Origin of the sequence: Phycicoccus jejuensis (genome assembly GCF_044797865.1) — a bacterium.
Classification (GTDB): domain Bacteria; phylum Actinomycetota; class Actinomycetes; order Actinomycetales; family Dermatophilaceae; genus Phycicoccus; species Phycicoccus jejuensis.
Map to the genome: position 1 here is coordinate 3,957,995 of NZ_CP085209.1, position 17,884 is coordinate 3,975,878.

18 protein-coding genes and 1 tRNA gene are annotated in these 17,884 nt (G+C 74.6%); 10 read left to right on the top strand and 9 right to left on the bottom strand.

Features of this window, described 5'->3' with window-relative positions; genetic code table 11:
* The first annotated feature begins 218 nt into the window (after nucleotides 1–218).
* Both nhaA and LG324_RS18845 read left to right on the top strand, forming a co-directional pair.
* Nucleotides 219–1,586 (top strand): Na+/H+ antiporter NhaA, encoded by a 1,368-nt coding sequence (gene nhaA, locus LG324_RS18840; RefSeq protein WP_030526537.1) that lies wholly within the window; start codon nucleotides 219–221, stop codon nucleotides 1,584–1,586.
* A gap of 48 nt (nucleotides 1,587–1,634) precedes the next feature.
* Nucleotides 1,635–2,024 (top strand): phage holin family protein, encoded by a 390-nt coding sequence (locus LG324_RS18845; protein WP_404350394.1) that lies wholly within the window; start codon nucleotides 1,635–1,637, stop codon nucleotides 2,022–2,024.
* Between the two features lie 16 nt (nucleotides 2,025–2,040).
* Here LG324_RS18845 and LG324_RS18850 read toward each other — a convergent pair whose 3' ends face one another.
* Nucleotides 2,041–3,252: a MarP family serine protease gene (locus LG324_RS18850; RefSeq protein ID WP_404350396.1), complete on the bottom strand. Its 1,212-nt coding sequence runs from the start codon at nucleotides 3,250–3,252 to the stop codon at nucleotides 2,041–2,043.
* On the bottom strand, nucleotides 3,249–3,944 hold the full coding sequence (locus tag LG324_RS18855) for an NUDIX hydrolase (RefSeq protein ID WP_404350398.1): 696 nt from the start codon (nucleotides 3,942–3,944) through the stop codon (nucleotides 3,249–3,251). Before LG324_RS18855 ends, LG324_RS18850 begins: the two co-directional genes overlap by 4 nt.
* 181 nt (nucleotides 3,945–4,125) lie before the next feature.
* Here LG324_RS18855 and LG324_RS18860 point away from each other — a divergent pair, with 181 nt between their 5' ends.
* On the top strand, nucleotides 4,126–5,847 hold the full coding sequence (locus tag LG324_RS18860; RefSeq protein ID WP_404350400.1) for a thiamine pyrophosphate-dependent enzyme: 1,722 nt from the start codon (nucleotides 4,126–4,128) through the stop codon (nucleotides 5,845–5,847).
* Nucleotides 5,848–5,850: 3 nt separating this feature from the next.
* On the opposite strand, the gene nth is transcribed toward LG324_RS18860, so the two are convergent.
* Nucleotides 5,851–6,639, bottom strand: coding sequence for an endonuclease III (gene nth / locus LG324_RS18865; protein WP_404350402.1), 789 nt, complete (start codon nucleotides 6,637–6,639; stop codon nucleotides 5,851–5,853).
* 114 nt (nucleotides 6,640–6,753) lie between these two features.
* Between nth and LG324_RS18870 the strand changes: the two genes are divergently transcribed.
* Nucleotides 6,754–7,431: a Crp/Fnr family transcriptional regulator gene (locus LG324_RS18870; protein ID WP_286175981.1), complete on the top strand. Its 678-nt coding sequence runs from the start codon at nucleotides 6,754–6,756 to the stop codon at nucleotides 7,429–7,431.
* A gap of 153 nt (nucleotides 7,432–7,584) precedes the next feature.
* Here LG324_RS18870 and LG324_RS18875 read toward each other — a convergent pair whose 3' ends face one another.
* The 4 genes from LG324_RS18875 to LG324_RS18890 form a co-directional block, all read right to left on the bottom strand.
* Entirely contained in the window at nucleotides 7,585–8,421 is an 837-nt protein-coding gene (locus tag LG324_RS18875) for an MBL fold metallo-hydrolase (RefSeq protein ID WP_404350404.1), read from the bottom strand.
* Nucleotides 8,422–8,516: 95 nt separating this feature from the next.
* The gene (locus LG324_RS18880; RefSeq protein WP_404350406.1) at nucleotides 8,517–9,224 is read right to left on the bottom strand and encodes an NUDIX hydrolase; all 708 of its coding nucleotides are present in this window, start codon (nucleotides 9,222–9,224) and stop codon (nucleotides 8,517–8,519) included.
* Nucleotides 9,217–9,690 (bottom strand): RidA family protein, encoded by a 474-nt coding sequence (locus tag LG324_RS18885; RefSeq protein ID WP_404350408.1) that lies wholly within the window; start codon nucleotides 9,688–9,690, stop codon nucleotides 9,217–9,219. The genes LG324_RS18880 and LG324_RS18885 overlap by 8 nt, the downstream gene beginning before the upstream one ends.
* 1 nt (nucleotide 9,691) lies before the next feature.
* Nucleotides 9,692–9,844 (bottom strand): DUF4177 domain-containing protein, encoded by a 153-nt coding sequence (locus LG324_RS18890; protein WP_157577275.1) that lies wholly within the window; start codon nucleotides 9,842–9,844, stop codon nucleotides 9,692–9,694.
* A gap of 47 nt (nucleotides 9,845–9,891) precedes the next feature.
* On the opposite strand from LG324_RS18890, the gene LG324_RS18895 reads away from it, so the two are divergent.
* The 3 genes from LG324_RS18895 to LG324_RS18905 are packed head-to-tail and all read left to right on the top strand — an operon-like array spanning nucleotide 9,892 to nucleotide 12,899.
* Complete coding sequence (locus tag LG324_RS18895) at nucleotides 9,892–10,680, top strand: alpha/beta hydrolase family protein (RefSeq protein ID WP_404350411.1); 789 nt, start codon at nucleotides 9,892–9,894, stop codon at nucleotides 10,678–10,680.
* 30 nt (nucleotides 10,681–10,710) lie between these two features.
* A complete protein-coding gene (locus LG324_RS18900) occupies nucleotides 10,711–11,724 on the top strand; it encodes an ArsA family ATPase (RefSeq protein ID WP_404350413.1) in 1,014 nt (337 codons plus the stop codon).
* Complete coding sequence (locus tag LG324_RS18905) at nucleotides 11,724–12,899, top strand: ArsA family ATPase (protein WP_404350415.1); 1,176 nt, start codon at nucleotides 11,724–11,726, stop codon at nucleotides 12,897–12,899. The genes LG324_RS18900 and LG324_RS18905 overlap by 1 nt, the downstream gene beginning before the upstream one ends.
* A 180-nt stretch (nucleotides 12,900–13,079) precedes the next feature.
* On the opposite strand, the gene LG324_RS18910 is transcribed toward LG324_RS18905, so the two are convergent.
* The gene (locus LG324_RS18910; protein ID WP_051750177.1) at nucleotides 13,080–13,403 is read right to left on the bottom strand and encodes a WhiB family transcriptional regulator; all 324 of its coding nucleotides are present in this window, start codon (nucleotides 13,401–13,403) and stop codon (nucleotides 13,080–13,082) included.
* Between the two features lie 235 nt (nucleotides 13,404–13,638).
* On the opposite strand from LG324_RS18910, the gene LG324_RS18915 reads away from it, so the two are divergent.
* Entirely contained in the window at nucleotides 13,639–16,074 is a 2,436-nt protein-coding gene (locus tag LG324_RS18915) for a transglycosylase domain-containing protein (protein WP_404350417.1), read from the top strand.
* A 70-nt stretch (nucleotides 16,075–16,144) separates the two neighbouring features.
* Here LG324_RS18915 and LG324_RS18920 read toward each other — a convergent pair whose 3' ends face one another.
* Nucleotides 16,145–16,609, bottom strand: a complete 465-nt coding sequence (locus tag LG324_RS18920) for a GatB/YqeY domain-containing protein (RefSeq protein ID WP_404350419.1) — start codon at nucleotides 16,607–16,609, stop codon at nucleotides 16,145–16,147.
* Between the two features lie 79 nt (nucleotides 16,610–16,688).
* Between LG324_RS18920 and LG324_RS18925 the strand changes: the two genes are divergently transcribed.
* Both LG324_RS18925 and LG324_RS18930 read left to right on the top strand, forming a co-directional pair.
* Entirely contained in the window at nucleotides 16,689–17,669 is a 981-nt protein-coding gene (locus LG324_RS18925) for a metallophosphoesterase (RefSeq protein ID WP_404350421.1), read from the top strand.
* A 109-nt stretch (nucleotides 17,670–17,778) separates the two neighbouring features.
* A tRNA-Pro gene (locus tag LG324_RS18930) sits at nucleotides 17,779–17,852 on the top strand.
* Nucleotides 17,853–17,884 lie beyond the last annotated feature (32 nt).

Below are 17,884 nucleotides of genomic sequence, written 5' to 3' on the forward strand. Positions count from 1 at the left end.
CCGGACCCTCCCGACAGGGCGCCACCCACGGCGGGTGGCGCCCCGTCGCGCGTCCGGCTCCGCGGCCCACGCCTCGACGGGCGGGCGTCCGGCTCGTGGCCGACCGGGAGGCCGGCCCGCGCCCGGTAGACTCGGGAGCGGTGCGCCGGGAAGTCTGGTCGGCAACGACCTCGCCGCGCCCGCCCGCGGCCCCCGCCCCTCCGTCAGGAGCCGCCCCGATGACCTCCGCACCGCCCGGCCGCCGCCCCGAGGGCCACCGCCTCCTCTCCCGCCCCTCGACCTGGGCCGAGACCCAGTTCGTCGCCAACGCCCTGCGCACCGAGACCATCGGCGGGGCCGTCCTCCTCGGCGCCGCCGTCGTCGCGATCATCCTCGCCAACAGCCCCCTGAGCGACGCCTACTTCTCGCTGCGCGACACCGAGATCGGCACCGACTGGTTCCACCTGCGCCTCAGCCTCGGCCACTGGGCGGCCGACGGCCTGCTCGCGATCTTCTTCTTCGTCGCCGGGCTCGAGCTCAAGCGCGAGTTCCTCGTCGGCGACCTCCGCTCGCCCGCCAAGGCGGCCGTGCCGGTCGTCGCCGCGTTCTGCGGCGTCGCCGTCCCCGCCGTCGTCTTCGTCGGCGTCGTCACCCTCATGGGGGGCGAGGGGGACGCGCTGCAGGGCTGGGCCATCCCGACGGCCACCGACATCGCCTTCGCCCTCGCGGTGCTCGCGGTCATCGGCTCGCACCTGCCGTCCGGGCTGCGCTCGTTCCTCCTGACGCTCGCCGTCGTCGACGACCTCATCGCCATCACGATCATCGCGGTCTTCTACACCTCCGACCTCGACCCGATGATGCTCCTCCTCGGGCTCGTGCCGCTCGCTGCGTTCGCGGCCCTCGTCCAGCGCCGGATCGCGGCCTGGTGGCTGCTCGTGCCGCTCGCCGCGCTCACCTGGGCCTTCGTCCACGCCTCCGGCGTCCACGCCACCGTGGCCGGCGTCCTCCTCGGGCTCGTCGTTCCGGTCCGCCCGCGCAAGCGCGGAGTGCCCGCGGTCAGCACGCTGCCGGCCGACGCCGACGTCGCGCACCGCTTCGAGCACCGCATCCGCCCGCTGTCGGCCGGCGTCGCGGTGCCCGTGTTCGCGTTCTTCGCCTCCGGCGTGGCCGTGCTCGGCGGCGGCTTCGGCGAGACGCTGCGCGACCCGGTGGCCATCGGCGTCGTCGCCGGCCTCGTCGTCGGCAAGCTCGTCGGCGTCCTCGGGTCGACCTACCTCATGGCCCGGTTCACCCGCGCCCGGCTCGACGACGACCTCGCGTGGTCCGACATCGCCGGCCTCGCCATCCTCACCGGGGTCGGGTTCACGGTCTCGCTGCTCGTCGGCGAGCTCGCCTTCGGGGCCGGGTCCGCACGCGACGAGCACGTCAAGCTCGGCATCCTCCTCGGGTCGCTCACCGCGGCCGCGCTCGCGTCGGTCATCCTCCGGCGGCGCAACGCCGTCTACCGGCGCATCCACGAGCAGGAGACCCGTGACGACGACGGCGACGGCGTGCCGGACTGCTTCCAGGAGGAGCACGCGGGCCCCGGCTCCACGAGCACTCGGTAAGGTCGGCACGTACCGATCCGCAGGACCCACGACACGAGCTGAGGACGCATGGCACCCGAGAGCACCGAGCGCACCATCGGACAGCTCGTCGCCGACGCGACGCACGACGTCCAGGGCATCGTCAAGGGCGAGATCGCCCTGGCCAAGGCCGAGGTCGCGCAGGGCGCCAAGAAGGTCGGCATCGGGGCCGGGCTGCTCGCCGGGGCGGCGTTCGTCGGCCTGCTCGGGCTGGTCTTCCTCTTCCACACCCTCGCCCAGGTCCTCGCGATCTGGCTGCCCCTGTGGGCGGGCTACCTCATCGTCACGGTGCTGATGTTCGTCGTCGCCGGCGTGCTCGCCCTCCTCGGCAAGAACGCGCTGCAGAAGGCGAAGCCCGCGCCCGAGAGGGCCATCGCCCAGGGCAAGGAGACGGTGGCCGCGCTCAAGCACCAGGGCTGAGCGCCGGCCGGTCCGCTCAGGCCGCCCCGCGGCACTGGCCGGTCGAGACCGTCGGGTCGCCGACCGACGAGCCGCGCACGACGGGCGCGAGCTCCGAGTACGTCATCGCGTAGCCGGTCTGCGGGTCGTCGAGCGAGGTCGCGAAGACCATCCCCACGACGTGGCCCTCGGGGTCGACCATCGGGCCGCCGGAGGCGCCGCGGCGGACCTCGGCCCGCAGGGAGTAGACCTGGCGGACCGTGCCGTCGCCGCCGTAGATGTCGCCGCCCTTCGCCTCGAGGACGCTGCGGACCCGGGCCGGCCCGACCCAGAGGCCGTGGTCGCCGGGGAAGCCCGCGAGCACGGCGTCGTCGCCCCGGCCCAGCGCGTCACCGCGGGTCAGCGCGGGCGCGTCGAGCTTCGAGGTGACGACGACGGCGACGTCGCGGTCGGGGTCGAAGCGCACGACCCGGCCGGTCACCTCCGGGCCGGTGCCGCGCACGCTGAGCCGCACCGTCCGCGCCCCCGCGACGACGTGCGCGTTGGTGACGACGACCCCCGGCGAGAGCACCCACCCGGAGCCCACCTGGGTCTGCCCGCACCGCGGCGAGGAGGCCCGCACGTGGACGACCGAGCGCAGCGCCCGCGACACGGCGGCGTCCTCGACGAGCGCGCGGTCAGGCGCCTGCACCGAGGCGATCGGCTCGGGCCCCAGCCCCTCGAAGACGCGGGGGAAGCCGCCGCGGTCGAGGGCCTCGGTGAGGTCGTCGACGAGCGTCTGCGCCGAGCGGGGCACGACGGCGTCGACCGTGCGCACGACAGCCGAGGAGGCGATGGCGTTGCGCAGGCCCACCGGGCCGCTGACTCGCGCGGCCCCGGCGACCACCCAGACGACGAGGACGGACGCCACGAGCACCGCGACCGCGCCGAGGAGGTTGTCGACGAGCCGCAGCCCGGCCATCCCGATGACGGTGCGGACCCGCGAGGCGAGCAGGAGCATGAGCCACTGCCCGAGCGTCGCGGCGACGAGGACGATCCCGATGAGCAGGAGCGTCCCGGCCGGGCTGCCGAGGTCGATGCCGCCCCGGCCGTCGATCAGCCCCGGGGCGACCTTGACCGCGGCGAAGGCCCCGGCGAGCAGCCCGACGAGCCCGAGGACGGCGGCGACCAGCCCCTGGCGCCATCCGCTCCAGGCGTAGGCGAGCAGGACGAGGGCGAGGACGACGTCGAGGACGGTCGAGCCGGTCACGGCGCGTCCTCGGTCTCCGGCGGGTCGGGGCGCTCCTCGGCCCCGCGCATCCACGGGGAGCGCACGCGGTCGGGCAGCGCCCGCTCGTGGGCGTGGTCCCACGGCCGGGTCAGGCCGGCGAGGTCGAGGAGGGTGTCGAGGAGCATCGCGGTGAAGCCCCAGACGAAGAGGCCGTCGACCTCGAACCCGGGGCCCCGGTAGGGACCGAAGACGGTGGTGAAGCGGTGGCGGGGGTCGAGCAGGTCCTCGACCGCCACGCGGTCGACGCGCGCGACCTCGGCGGTGTCGACGACCCCGACCGGCACCGGGCGCGGCCACCAGCCGAGGACCGGGGTCACGGCGTTGCCGCTCGGTGCCAGGTGCAGCGCCGGCAGGGCCGCGAGCACCTCGACACCCGCCGGCTCGAGACCGACCTCCTCCTGCGCCTCGCGCAGGGCCGCGCCGACCGGGCCGTCGTCACCGGGGTCCATCCGGCCGCCGGGGAAGGAGACCTGCCCCGGGTGCGAGCGCAGCGTGTGCGCGCGCTCGGTGAGGACGACGTCGGTGCGCCCGTCGGGGCCGGGGCCGAAGAGCACGAGGACCGCCGAGGACCGGGCACCCTCCGGGGGCGCCGGGTGCTCGGCGAACCAGGGGTGGGCCGCGACGTCCGCCCGGGTGGCGAGCCGCCTCAGCCACACGGGTGCGGAGGTCATGGGCGTCATCGTAGGCACGCCGGATGTGCGCGACCCGGGAGTCCGCCGGGAGCGCCCGGGCGCGGGCGCGACCGGCCCGGCGGTGTCGCGGGCGGCCGCGCGGGGTAGCGCTGCGGTGACGGGCCGGGCACCGCCCCGCGCGGCGCCCGGTCCACACCCATCCGCCACCGGGAGGACCCCCATGAGCACCGTCGCCGAGCACATCGTCACCGCCCTCGCCGAGCACGGCGTCACGCACGTCTGGGGTGTCGTCGGCGACGCCCTCAACCCGCTGACCGACGCCATCCGTCGGGAGGAGCGGGTCGAGTGGGTGGGCGTGCGGCACGAGGAGGTGGGCGCCTTCGCGGCGAGCGCCCAGGCGCAGCTCGGCGCCCCGCTGGGCGTCGTCATGGGCACGGTCGGGCCGGGCTCGGTCCACCTGCTCAACGGTCTCTACGACGCGAAGAAGTCGCACGCGCCGGTGCTCGCGATCTGCGGCCAGGTGCCGTCGGGCGACATCGGCACCGACTTCTTCCAGGAGGTCGACAACGACGTCCTGTTCTCGGACGTCGCGGTGTGGGCCCGCACGCTCACCTCCGTCGAGCAGCTGCCGCACGTCCTCGAGCAGGGCGTCAACGCGGCGCTCGCGCAGGGCGGCGTCGCGGTCCTCACGATCCCCGGGGACGTCGGTGACCTCGAGCTGCCGCAGGACACCCCGCTCCCCCGCTTCGCCCCGGCCGGGGTGCCCGCCCCGGCGCCCGAGGTGCAGGTCGCCGCCGTCGCCGAGCTGCTGGCGGGCGACGCGGAGGTCACGCTGCTCGTCGGGCACGGCGCCCTCGGTGCGCGCGAGGAGGTCCTCGAGCTCGCCGAACGCCTCGCGGCCCCGATGGTCCTCACCCTCAAGGCCAAGGAGGGGCTCGAGCGCGACAACCCCTACGAGGTCGGCCAGTCCGGGCTCATCGGCAACCCGGCCGCCGCGCACGCGATGGACTCCTGCGACGTCCTCGTGCTCGTCGGCAGCGACTTCCCCTACCGCGACTGGTACCCGAGCGGGAAGACCGTCGTGCAGCTCGACGTGCGCGGCTCGCACATCGGGCGGCGCGTGCCCGTCGACCTCGCGCTCGTCGGCGACGCCGCGGGGACGCTGCGGGCCCTGCTGCCCCGCCTCGCCCCGCGCACGGACCGCGGCCACCTCGACGCGGCGCGACGCGAGTACGAGCAGTGGCACGAGCGGCAGCGCTCGCTGCTCGACCCGGGCCACGACCGGCGCCTGCTCGGCCGGGTGCGCGCGGTCTTCGACAACCCGGACACCCGGATCCGGCCCGAGGCCGTCGCCGCCGCGGTCGACCGGCACGCCGCCAACGACGCCGTCCTCACCGCCGACACCGGCATGTCGACGGCCTGGGTCGCGCGCCACGTGACGATGCGCGGCACCCGCCGCCTCGTCGGGTCCTTCAACCTCGGGTCGATGGCCAACGCGGTGCCGATGGCACTCGGCGCGTCGGCGCTCGACCGCGACCGCCAGGTCGTCGCGATGGCCGGCGACGGCGGCCTGATGATGCTGCTCGGCGACCTGCGCACGGCCGTCACCTACCGGCTGCCGGTCACCGTCGTCGTCTGTGACAACGGGCGGCTCGGGATGGTCAAGCTCGAGCAGGAGCAGGGCGGCCTGCCCGAGTTCGGCACCGAGCTGGACAACCCCGACCTCGCCGCGGTGGCCACGGCGATGGGCCTGACCGCGCGGCGGGTCGAGGACCCCGCCGACCTCGACGACGCCGTGCGATGGGCGCTCGGGCACGACGGGCCGACGCTCCTCGACGTCGTCACCAACCCCGACGAGGTCGCGGTGCCGCCGAAGCCGACCGTCTCGCAGGGCTGGGGCTTCGCCATCGCGAAGACGAAGGAGGCGTTCGAGAGCCGGTGAGGGTCAGGCGTCGTCGGGCAGCGGGCCCGGTGGCGGGTCGGGCAGGACGGCGCCCGGGGCCAGCTCGAACTTGAGGAGCTTCGCGGCCTTCTCGGGGTCGGTCTCGCCCTCGCCGTACGCGGGGCACCACCGGGTGACCGGGCAGGCGCCGCACGCCGGCTTGCGCGCGAAGCAGGTGCGCCGGCCGTGGAAGATGACGACGTGGCTGAGCATCGTCCAGTCGCTCTTCGGGATGATCGCGGCGACGTCGGCCTCGACCTTGACCGGGTCGGTCTCCTGCGTCCAGCCCCACCGCCGGACGAGGCGGCCGAAGTGCGTGTCGACGGTGATGCCGGGGACGCCGAAGGCGTTGCCCAGCACGACGTTCGCCGTCTTGCGGCCGACCCCCGGGAGGGTCACGAGGTCCTCGAGCCGGCCGGGGACCTCGCCCCCGTACCGCTCGACGACGGCCTGGGCGAGGGTGATGACCGAGTTGGTCTTGGCCCGGAAGAAGCCGGTGGGCCGCAGGACGGCCTCCAACTCGGCCCGGTCGGCCGCCGCGAGCGCCTCGGCGGTGGGCCAGCGCGAGAAGAGGGTCGGCGTCACCGTGTTGACCATGACGTCGGTGGTCTGCGCGGAGAGGACGGTGGCCACGAGCAGCTGCAGCGGCGTCTCGAAGTCGAGCTCGCAGTGGGCGTAGGGGTACCGGTCCAGCAGAGCGCGGTACGTGCGGCGGGCACGGCGGGTGCGGGCGACCGGCGACTCGTCACCGGTGGCCGCGCGGCGGACGGCGGGCGAGGGACGGACGGGCACGGCGACAGCCTAGGGCCGGGCCCCGACAGACCACCCGTGGCGACCGGTCCGGGCGCCGCCCGGGGGCCGCGACCACCCGGCCCCCGACCTGCCCGTTCTGGCACACTGTGCGACGTGGACCACGACGTCGTGCGCAAAGCCCCGCTCCTGTCCCCCCTCGACGACGGTGCGGCGGAGGGGCTCATCGCGCAGATGAACCCCTCGCGGCTCGAGCGCGGCGACGTCCTCTTCCACGAGGGCGACCAGGGCGACCGGCTCTACGTCATCGGCGAGGGCAAGATCAAGCTCGGGCGCACGAGCACCGACGGCCGCGAGAACCTCCTGGCCATCCTCGGCCCCGGCGAGATGTTCGGCGAGCTCTCGCTCTTCGACCCCGGGCCCCGCACGGCCACCGCGACCGCCGTCGCCGAGACCCAGCTGCTCTCGATGGGCCACGAGCAGCTCAAGGACTTCCTCCACGAGCGCCCCGGTGTCGCGCTCACCCTGCTCAGCGCGCTGGCCCGCCGGCTGCGCCGTACCAACGACGTCCTCGCCGACCTCGTCTTCACCGACGTCCCCGGCCGCGTCGCCAAGGCCCTGCTCGACCTCGCCAAGCGCTTCGGCCGCCCGGTCGAGGAGGGTGTCATGGTCTCGCACGACCTCACCCAGGAGGAGCTCGCGCAGCTCGTCGGCGCCTCCCGCGAGACGGTCAACAAGGCGCTCGCCGACTTCGCCTCGCGCGGGTGGCTGCGCCTCGAGGCGCGCGCCGTCCTCCTCATGGACGTCGAGCGCCTGCGCCGCCGCGCCCGCTGACCCGCCTCACCCCCTCGCCCCACACCGGGGCGCCCGCCCGACCTCGCCCCACCCGTCACGCGCGTATCGGGTCACCCGATACGGGCGCGCTCCACCCCGGAACGGTTCCCGGGTGAAGCGCAGGCGTATCGGGTCACCCGATACGCGTGGGGTTCACCAGGGGATGCCCAGGTGGTCCAGCTGCGCGCGGATGGACATCCGCGCGGCCGGCCACACGTCCGGTGACACCTCGGCGTAGACGCGCCGCAGCACGCCCTCGACCGGGTCCGCCTCGGCCGCCGCGCCGTCACGCAGCGCCTGCCGGACCTGCTCGAGCCGCTGCGCGCGGTGCGTCCGGTAGAACGCCACCATCGCCGCGGCGTCCGGGACGAGCGGGCCGTGCCCGGGGAGGATGCGCGTCACGTCGCCGTCCCCGGTGAGCGCGGCGATCCGCTCGAGCGACGCGAGATAGGCGTCCAGCTCGCCGTCGGGGTGCGCGACCACGGTCGTCCCGCGGCCGAGCACCGTGTCGCCGGTGAGCAGCGCGTGGTCTGCCGGCAGGGCGAACGACACCGAGTCGGCGGTGTGCCCCGGCGTCGCGACGACGCGCAGCTCGAGGCCGCCGACCGCGAGCACGTCCCCGTCGCCGAGGTCGCCGTGGCCGGCGCCGACCGCCCGCGTCGGGGCACCGGACAGCTCGGCGAAGCGCGGGGCGGCCTGGGCGTGGTCGTGGTGGCCGTGGGTGAGGACGGTCAGCGCGACGCGCGCCCCGCGGGAGGCCACGAGGTCGAGGACCGCGCGCAGGTGCTCGTCACCGTGCGGCCCGGGGTCGACGACGACGGCCTCGCTCGAGCCCGGCTCGAGCAGCACCCAGGTGTTCGTGCCGTCGAGGGTCATCGGGCCGGGGTTGGGCGCGAGGACGCAGTGCGCCCGCTCGCCCACCGCTCCCCCGTCCCACGGGTCCCGCACCGAGGCCGGCGGCTGCGCGGGGGACGATGACGACGGGGTCATCCGACCACCCTAGGCCCGCCTTCTCCCCGTGGCCTGCGCTGCTGCGGGTGCGGTCGCACGCGGACCCGCGCAGGTCGCGGGGAGGACGGACGGGGTCAGAGCGCGGTGACGAGGACGAGCGTGCCGTCCGGGTCCTGCTCGAGCACCGGCACGACGCGGCGGATGTCGGGGCGGTCGGCGAGGAAGGCCGCGGCGGAGTCGAAGCGCTCCAGCGCCTCGAGGGCCCAGACCTGCGGCGGCATCATCCGCACCTCGCCCCGCCCGGCGCGCTGCAGCAGGACCGACGCGCGGGCCCAGCCGCCGCCGTCGCTCTCGCCGCTCGTCTCGCGGGCCTCCTGCTCCTCCGGCATGCCGGCGGCGAGGATCCACGTGTCGTAGCGCCGGGGCTCGAACGCCGGCGTGACCCAGTGGCCGCGGCCGCGCAGCGCCGCGACCTCGACCCGCACGCCGCACTCCTCCTCGACCTCGCGGACGGCGGCCGCCGCGAAGGGCGCGGCCTCCGCCGGCGTCACGCCGAGGTGCGCGGCGAGGTCGGCGAGCCCGGGGGTCGCGGGGTCGAGCCCGGCGTCGGCGGGGTCGACGCACCCGCCGGGAAAGACGACCATCGACGGCGCGAAGGCCATCGTGGCCACGCGCCGCTGGACGTAGACCTCCGGCCCGGCGTCGGTGTCGCGCACGAGCATCACCGTCGCGGCCGGCCGCGGCTCGGGCCCGTCGCCGGACCCCGCCTCGACCCAGGCGCGGGCCAGGTCGAGCAGGCCGGCGTCGCGCACCGGGCGGCGCAGGACGGTCGGCTCAGTCACGGACGTGGGCGATGACCTCGACCTCGACCGGGGCACCGAGCGGCAGCGCCGCGACCCCCACGGCCGAGCGGGCGTGGACCCCGGCGTCGCCGAAGACCTTGCCGAACAGCTCGCTCGCGCCGTTGACGACACCGGGCTGACCGGTGAACGACGGGTCGCAGGCGACGAAGCCGGTGACCTTGACGATGCGCTCGACGCGGTCGAGGTCAAGGACGACGGACCGGATCGCCGCGATGGCGTTGAGCGCGCAGACGGCCGCGAGCTCGGCAGCCTTCTCGGGCGTCACGAGGCCGACGAGCTCGCCGACCTGGCCGGTCGCGGGCAGCACGCCCTCGACGAACGGCACCTGCCCCGAGACGTAGACCCGCGAGCCGTCGAGCACCGCCGGGACGTACGCCGCGAGCGGCGGCACGACCTCGGGGAGGGTGAGGCCCAGCTCGGCGAGGCGGTCCTCGACGGCACCCACGTCAGGCCTTCGCGCGCTTGAGGTAGGCGACGAGGTTGCCCTCGGGCATCGCGAGGACCTGGACTAGCTCCCAGCCGTCCTCACCCCACTGGTCGAGGATCTGCTTCGTCGCGTGGACGATGAGCGGCACGGTCGCGTACTCCCACTTCTGCATGCGCGCCACCCTAACCGCGGGGCCGGTCCGCGGCTACGGTGGCCGTGATGAGCGACGACGTCATGAGCCGACCCGCCCGCCAGCCCGACCGCACCGAGGTGACCGGGCCGGAGCAGACCGACGTCTACGACGTGTTCGAGCCCGACCCGCACCGGGCCCGCGGCTACACCGTCGCCCTCGTCCACGGCGGCTTCTGGCGGCCCACCCACGACCGCACCCACCTCGGCCCTCTGGCCGAGGCGCTGTCGCGCGACGGCTTCCACGTCGTCAACCTCGAGTACCCGCGGACCGGGATGCCGGGCGGCGGCTGGCCCGGCACCGCCGACGCGCTGCTCGCGAACCTCGCGGCCGCCCACGCCGACACCGACCTGCCCGACGCCGTCGTGCTCGTCGGGCACTCGGCGGGCGGCCTCCTCGTGACGTGGCTCGCCTCCGAGGACCGCGTCCCCGACCTCCTCGGCGCCGTCGCGCTCGGGCCGGTCGCGGACCTCGCGACGGCCGACCGGCTGCACCTCGGCGACGACGCCGCCCGCGCCTTCCTCGGCGGCTCGCCCGACGAGGTCCCCGACGTCTGGGCCGCCGCGGACCCCGGCCGTCAGCGCCTCACCGCCCCGGTCGCCCTCGTCAGCGGCGAGCACGACGACGTCGTCCCCCCCGAGGTCGCCGAGGCCTACGCCGCGACCCGCACCGAGGACGACGCGAAGGCGACGACCGCCCTGGCCCGCGGCGCGGACCACTTCGACCTCGTCGACCCCGAGCACCCCGCGTACCTCCTGCTGCTCGCCGAGGTCGAGGAGCTGACCCTCGGCCGCGGCGGACCGCACCACCCGGCCTGAGGGCCCGGCGGCCCGATCTAGGCTGGCCGCATGGCCGCCCCTCCTCTCGCGCGCGTCCTCGACGGTGTCCGGCTGCACGTCGTCACCGGCAAGGGCGGTGTCGGCAAGACGACGGTCGCCAGCGCGCTCGGGCTCGCCCTGGCCCGGCAGGGTCGGCGCGTCCTCCTCGTCGAGGTCGAGAACCGGCAGGGCATCAGCCAGACCTTCGGGGTGCCACCGCTCGGCACCGACGAGGTCCGCCTCGTCCAGGACCCCTCGGGCGGCGAGCTCTGGGGGCTGTCGGTCGAGGCCAAGGCCGCGCTGCTCGAGTACCTCCAGACGTTCTACAAGCTCGGTCGCGCGGGTGGGGCGCTCGAGCGGATGGGCGTCGTCGACTTCGCGACGACGATCGCCCCGGGTGTGCGCGACGTCCTCCTGACCGGCAAGGTGTACGAGGCGGTGGGCCGCACGACGGGCGGGAAGCGCGGCCAGGGCGCCCACGCCTGGGACGCCGTCGTCCTCGACGCCCCGCCGACCGGCCGCGTCGGCCGCTTCCTCGGGGTCAACGAGCAGGTGGCGGGCCTGGCGCGGATGGGTCCCATCCACCAGCAGGCCGAGTCGATCACCCGGATGCTCCGCAGCCGCCGCAGCCTCGTCCACGTCGTGACCCTCCTCGAGGAGATGCCGGTGCAGGAGACCGCCGACGCCGTCGCCGAGCTGTCGGCGGCCGGCTTCGGGCTCGGCGCCATCGTCGTCAACCAGGTCCGCGAGCCGCTCCTGCCGGACGCCCTCATCGCCCGGCTGGCGCAGGACCCGGCCGGCCTCGAGGAGCAGGTGCGCGCCGACCTCGCGGCCGTCGGCGTCCGGTCCGGCGCCCGGACGGTCGGGGGGCTGCTCGCCGAGGCGGCCGACCACGCCGCCCGCGTGGCGCTCGAGCACGAGCTCGGTGGCGAGGTCCGCGGGCTGGGGCTGCCGACCGTCACCCTCCCGGCGCTGACGACGGGCACCGACGACGGCGGGGTGGGCGTCCTCGCCGACGAGCTGCACGAGCAGGGGGTCGGCTGATGGCCCCGCGCACCCCCGCCGACGCCTTCGACGTCGACGCCCTCCTCGCCGACCCCACCACCGGCATCGTCGTCTGCTGCGGCAGCGGCGGCGTGGGCAAGACGACGACCGCGGCGGCGCTCGGCGTGCGCGCCGCCGAGGCCGGCCGGCGGGTCGTCGTGCTCACCATCGACCCCGCACGGCGGCTCGCGCAGTCGCTCGGCCTGTCGACCCTCGACAACACCCCGCGCCCGGTCGAGGGCGTCGGCGCCGAGGCGGGCGGCTCGCTCGACGCGATGATGCTCGACATGAAGCGGACCTTCGACGAGGTCGTGCTCGCGCACTCGACCCCCGAGAAGGCGCAGCAGATCCTCGACAACCCCTTCTACCAGGCGGTCTCCAGCTCGTTCGCGGGCACGCAGGAGTACATGGCGATGGAGAAGCTGGGCCAGCTGCGCGCGCAGGCCGACGCCGACGGCACGTGGGACCTCGTGGTCGTCGACACCCCGCCGTCGCGCTCGGCCCTGGACTTCCTCGACGCCCCGAAGCGCCTGGGCTCCTTCCTCGACGGCCGCTTCATCCGCCTGCTCATGGCCCCCGCGAAGGCCGGCGGGCGGGCCTACCTCAAGGTGTTCTCGGTCGGCGCCAACCTCGCCGCGGCCACCCTCTCGAAGGTCCTCGGCGGGCAGTTCCTCAGCGACGTGCAGACCTTCGTCGCGGCGCTCGACACGATGTTCGGCGGCTTCCGCGAGCGCGCCGACGTCACGTACGCCCTGCTCAAGGAGCCCTCGACGGCGTTCGTCGTCGTCGCCGCCCCCGAGCGCGACGCGCTGCGCGAGGCCGCCTACTTCGTCGAGCGCCTCGAGGCGGAGTCGATGCCGCTCGCCGGTGTCGTCGTCAACCGGATGCAGCAGCTCGCCGCGCCGGGGCTCAGCGGGTCACGGGCGACGGCCGCGGCCGAGCAGCTCGAGGACCGCGCGGACGACGCCGACGCGGTGGGCCCGAGCACGGGGCCGACGCCGGCTCTCCTGCGGCTGCACGCCACGCTGGCCGAGGTCGCGGCGCGCCACGAGGCCCGGGTGCGGCGGTTCGTCGCGACCCACCCCGGCGTGCCGGTGCGCACGGTGCCGGCGGCCGCGACCGACATCCACGACCTCGACGGCCTGCGCGAGGTCGGCGCCGCGCTCGGCGGCTGAGGCCGGGACCCCCGGCCCGGAGGCCGGTCCCCGGACGCCCCTGGACACCCCGGACGCACAAGGCCCCGGGGAGCCGACCGGTGCCCGTGACTGCAGGGGGTGCCACGGGCGTGCAGGGGGATGGTCGGCCCCACCGGGGGGTCTTGGGGGGGGAGGCGGCGCGCACGGCGCCGCCTGCGGTCAGGCGATGGCGCCCTCGGCGCCACGGGCCTTCGCCGCGGACAGCAGCGCCGTCCAGGAGCGCACGTCGGGACGGCGGCGCAGCAGGGCGCGCCGCTCGCGTTCCGTCATGCCGCCCCACACACCGAACTCGGTGCGGTTGTCGAGCGCGTCGGCGAGGCACTCGGCCACGACCGGGCAGCCCTTGCAGACGATCTTGGCGGCGCGCTGCGCCTTGCCCTGGACGAAGAGCGCGTCGGGGTCGCTGCCGGCACACTTGCCGAGCGGCGCCCACTCCGTCACCCACTGCCCCTCGGTCGGGGCCGTCACCGGTGAGATGCTCATGTCCACCTCTCTTCGCTGTCTCGGGTCCTCGCCCCCCTCTCGGAAGAGGACATGCATCAACCGTAGGTTGATACCTGACCTGCAGGTATCGGCCGAAGCGGTCCCCCGGCTGGCCGAACGGACGACCCCCGTCACCGACCCCTGACCCACCGCTCCGGCGGGCCCTCGACGGCCACCCGCGCGCCGCGGTCTCGGCCCTCGGGCATCGTCAGGTCCCCGCGTTACCCTGTCGCGCATGGACGGACGTGCGCAGAACTTCCCGGCCGTGCTCAGGTTGCTCCTCGGTTTCGTGGTGCTGAGCACGGTCGCCGGCCTGCTGCTGGCGGGCATCGCCGTCCCCGCGATCGGGGCGAGCGGGCAGGCGGCCAAGAGCGGGGTCGACTTCTTCAACGACCTGCCGAGCGACTTCGAGGTCTCGCCGCTCGCGCAGCAGTCGAAGATCGTCGACGCGAAGAACCACGTCATCGCCAACCCGTACGACGAGAACCGCATCATCGTCCCGCTCAACAAGATCTCGAAGAACATGCGCAACGCGCAGATCGCCATCGAGGACGCGCGCTTCTACGAGCACGGCGGCCTCGACCTGCGCGGCTTCACCCGGGCGGTCGTCTCCAACGCCCAGGGTGGTGACGTGCAGGGCGCGTCGACGCTGACCCAGCAGTTCGTCAAGGTCACCCTGCAGGAGCAGGCACTGCGCGCCGGCGACGAGCAGGCGGCCAAGGCGGCCGTCGCCGAGAACTACGGACGCAAGCTGCAGGAGCTCAAGTACGCGGTCAACGTCGAGGAGAACTTCACCAAGGACCAGATCCTCCAGGGCTACCTCAACCTCGTCTACTACGGCGACCAGGCCTACGGCGTCGAGGCCGCGGCCCTCAACTACTTCGGCGTGCACGCGAACAAGCTGACGCTCGGCCAGTCCGCCCTCCTCGCGGGCATCGTCCAGCAGCCCACCGCGTACAACCCGGTCATCAACCCCAAGCAGGCGCAGGCGCGGCGCAACGTCGTCCTCACCCGGATGCAGCAGCTGGGCTTCGCCTCCGCCAAGGACGTCGCGGCCGCCAAGAAGCAGCCGGTCGAGAAGATGCTGCACAAGAAGCCGGCCAAGGGCGTGTGCCACCGCTCGAGCGAGCCGTACTTCTGCGCCTACGTCATGGCCTACCTCCAGCACTCGCCGCAGCTCGCGGCCCTCGGCAAGACCCCCGAGGAGCGGCTCAAGCGGATCAACCAGGGCGGGCTGACCATCCGCACGACGCTCGACCCCGCGATGCAGAAGATCACCCAGCGCGAGATCACCAAGGCCGTGCCCGTGGGCAACAAGAGCAACCTCGGCGGCGCCATCACGGTCGTGGAGCCCGGGACCGGCAAGGTCCTCGCGATGGGCCAGGCCGCCGACTTCGACAAGAACCAGACCAACTGGAACGTCGACCAGGTCTACGGCGGCGGGCCCTACGGCTACCAGTTCGGCTCCACCGCGAAGATGTTCGGCCTCGTCACCGCCATCGAGCAGGGCATGCCGATGAACGCGCAGATCTTCACCCCGTTCGCCACCAACCACGTCGACCACTCCTTCGGCGGCCCCAAGGTCGTCGGTGCCCCGTGCGGCGCCGACAAGCCCTGGGACGTCGGCAACGACTACGCCATCGGCGGCCGGATGATGTCCCTGTCCGAGGGCATCGCCAAGTCGGTCAACACGTGGGCGGCGCAGCTGAGCATCGAGGTCGGGCCGTGCAACGTCCTCGACACGATGAAGAAGATGGGCATCCACATGGCCAACGGCAAGGAGGTCGACCGCACGATCTCCAACGCCACGCTCGGCTCGGGCACGACCACGCCGCTCGCCCTCGCCAGCGCCTACGCGACCCTCGCCGCCGACGGCACCTACTGCGAGCCGAGCCCGATCGTCTCGATCACCACGCCGGACAAGAAGGAGATCAAGGTCCCCAAGACCTCCTGCAAGCAGGTCATCAAGAAGGAGACCGCCGCCGCCGTGTCGTCCCTCCTCGAGGGCACGCTGAAGAACGGCGGCACGGCCGACGGCCTCTGGGACGTCAGCGCCCGCCCCGCCGCCGGCAAGACGGGGACGACCAACGGCCACAACCAGTCCTGGTTCGCCGGGTACACCCGCCAGCTCGCGAGCGCCGTCTGGATCGGCAGCGTCAACGTCTCCGACAAGAACGGCAAGTTCTACTCGCTCAACGGCAAGTGCTTCGGCTCCTACGGCTGCTTCAGCCAGGTCTTCGGTGGCACGGTCAGCGCGCCGGTGTGGGCCAACACGATGAAGGCGCTCTCGAAGGGCATGAAGGTCGAGCAGTTCCCGACCCCGAGCTCGCAGACCCAGCGCGGCAACCTCGACCCGATCCCCAACGTCTACGCCCGCAACCCGGGCTCGGCCGCGGCGATCCTCCAGGGCGCCGGGTTCGGGAGCACGGTCGGCCAGAGCATCCCGAGCAACGCGCCGGTCGGCACGGTGGCGGGCACCTCGCCGTCCGGCGAGGCCGTCCGCGGCTCGACGGTGACCCTGCTCATCTCCTCGGGTGCGGCGGCCTCCCCCGCGGTCAACGTCAAGCCGACCCGGCCCGCGCAGACCAAGCCCCCGACCAAGGGCAAGCCCGGCAAGGGCAAGCCCGGCAAGGGCAAGGGGGCTCCCAAGCCGCCGGGCGGCAAGGGCTGACGCCTGGCGCACGACGAGGGCCCGACCGGAGCATCCGGTCGGGCCCTCGTCGTCCGGCGGGAGCTGGGGGTCAGCGCCCCGCGAGGACGGCCTTGACGACCCCGGCGACCCGGCCGCCCTCGGCGCGGCCGGCGACCTCACCCTGGGCGGTCTTCATGACCCGGCCCATGTCGGCCATGCCGCTCGCGCCCGTGGAGGCGACGGCCCGCCCGACGATGGCCCGCAACTCGTCGTCGCCGAGCTGGGCGGGCAGGTAGGCCTCGAGGACGGCGAGCTCGGCGTCCTCGACGTCGGCGAGCTCGGGGCGCTGCGCGTCGCGGAAGGCGGCCGAGGCCTCGCGCCGCTTCTTCGCCTCCTTGGCGACGACCTTGAGGACCTCGTCGTCGTCGAGCTCGCGGGCCTCGTCACCGGCGACCTCGGCGGTCGTCACGGACGTGAGGGCCATCCGCAGCGTGGAGGCGCGGACCTTGTCGCGGGCGCGCATCGCGTCGTGGAGGTCGCTCTGCAGCTTCGCCTTGAGGCTCTGGGCGTTCATGGGGCCACTCTCCCACCCGGGCGCGCGCGCGGTCACCCGGGATTCCCCGACGGGCGACGCCGTTTGCGAGGATGGACCGATGACGCCTCCCGCCCGCACCGCCCTGCGCGCCGTCGGCGGGCTCGTCGGCGCCGGCCTCGCGGGGGTGGCGTACGCCTCCCTCGTCGAGCGCACCTTGTTCGCCCTGCGCCGCTTCACCGTGCCCGTCCTGCCGGCCGGGTCGGCGCCGGTGCGCATCCTCCAGGTCTCGGACCTGCACCTGACGCCGGGCCAGCGCCGCAAGATCGACTGGGTCCGCTCCCTCGCCGAGCTGCGCCCCGACTTCGTCGTCAACTCCGGCGACAACCTCGCCCACCTCGAGGCCGTCCCGCCACTGCTGCGGGCGATGGAGCCGCTCATGGAGTTCCCGGGGGCGTTCGTCCTGGGCTCCAACGACTACTTCGCACCGATCCCGAAGAACCCGGCGCGCTACCTGACCTCCCGCCACGCGACGGCGCCGCGACCCCGGGGCGACCTGCCGGTCGGCGCGCTCGTCGACGGGCTGCGGGCGGGCGGCTGGGCGGACCTCGACAACGCCCGCACGGTCGTCGAGATGGGCGGGCACCGGGTCGAGCTCGTCGGGGTCGACGACCCGCACGTCGAGTTCGACCGCTACGACCGGGTCGCCGGCCCGGCCCGGGACGACGTCGCGCTGACGATGGGGCTGGTCCACGCGCCCTACCAGCGCATCCTCGACGCGATGGTCGCCGACGGCGCCGGCCTCGTCCTCGCCGGCCACACGCACGGCGGTCAGCTCGCGCTCCCCGTCTACGGCGCGCTCGTGACGAACTGCGACCTCGACACCGGCCGCGCCAAGGGCGTCTCGCGGTGGTGGCCGGGGGCCGGTCCCGGCGGTGGCGAGGGCCGCGTGCTGCCCTCGTCGGCGGCGCCGGCGGACGCCGCGTGGCTGCACGTCTCCGCGGGCCTGGGGACCTCGCCGTACGCGCCGGTGCGCTTCGCGTGCCGTCCGGAGGCGACGCTGCTCACCCTCGTGGCGCACGGCGCGGACGACCTCGGCTGAGGTCGCGGGGCCTCTCGCGTGACCGTCGGGGGGACCGATTTCGGATGCTCGCGGGTGGTCGGCTATCCTCGGGTGTCGCGGCGGCCCTCGGGTCGTCGATGACGTGCCACGGGGTGTGGCGCAGCTTGGTAGCGCGCTTCGTTCGGGACGAAGAGGTCGCAGGTTCAAATCCTGTCACCCCGACATCACGAGAGGGCCGGGCCGGATCGACGGAG

What these genes read in the sequence shown, in the direction of transcription:
- nhaA (WP_030526537.1), top strand. Translation starts at nt 219, where the DNA reads ATGACCTCCGCACCGCCCGGCCGCCGCCCCGAGGGCCACCGCCTCCTC.
- LG324_RS18845 (WP_404350394.1), top strand. Translation starts at nt 1,635, where the DNA reads ATGGCACCCGAGAGCACCGAGCGCACCATCGGACAGCTCGTCGCCGAC.
- LG324_RS18855 (WP_404350398.1), bottom strand. Translation starts at nt 3,944, where the DNA reads ATGACCTCCGCACCCGTGTGGCTGAGGCGGCTCGCCACCCGGGCGGAC.
- LG324_RS18860 (WP_404350400.1), top strand. Translation starts at nt 4,126, where the DNA reads ATGAGCACCGTCGCCGAGCACATCGTCACCGCCCTCGCCGAGCACGGC.
- LG324_RS18875 (WP_404350404.1), bottom strand. Translation starts at nt 8,421, where the DNA reads ATGACCCCGTCGTCATCGTCCCCCGCGCAGCCGCCGGCCTCGGTGCGG.
- LG324_RS18890 (WP_157577275.1), bottom strand. Translation starts at nt 9,844, where the DNA reads ATGCAGAAGTGGGAGTACGCGACCGTGCCGCTCATCGTCCACGCGACG.
- LG324_RS18895 (WP_404350411.1), top strand. Translation starts at nt 9,892, where the DNA reads ATGAGCGACGACGTCATGAGCCGACCCGCCCGCCAGCCCGACCGCACC.
- LG324_RS18900 (WP_404350413.1), top strand. Translation starts at nt 10,711, where the DNA reads ATGGCCGCCCCTCCTCTCGCGCGCGTCCTCGACGGTGTCCGGCTGCAC.
- LG324_RS18905 (WP_404350415.1), top strand. Translation starts at nt 11,724, where the DNA reads ATGGCCCCGCGCACCCCCGCCGACGCCTTCGACGTCGACGCCCTCCTC.
- LG324_RS18910 (WP_051750177.1), bottom strand. Translation starts at nt 13,403, where the DNA reads ATGAGCATCTCACCGGTGACGGCCCCGACCGAGGGGCAGTGGGTGACG.
- LG324_RS18915 (WP_404350417.1), top strand. Translation starts at nt 13,639, where the DNA reads ATGGACGGACGTGCGCAGAACTTCCCGGCCGTGCTCAGGTTGCTCCTC.
- LG324_RS18920 (WP_404350419.1), bottom strand. Translation starts at nt 16,609, where the DNA reads ATGAACGCCCAGAGCCTCAAGGCGAAGCTGCAGAGCGACCTCCACGAC.
- LG324_RS18925 (WP_404350421.1), top strand. Translation starts at nt 16,689, where the DNA reads ATGACGCCTCCCGCCCGCACCGCCCTGCGCGCCGTCGGCGGGCTCGTC.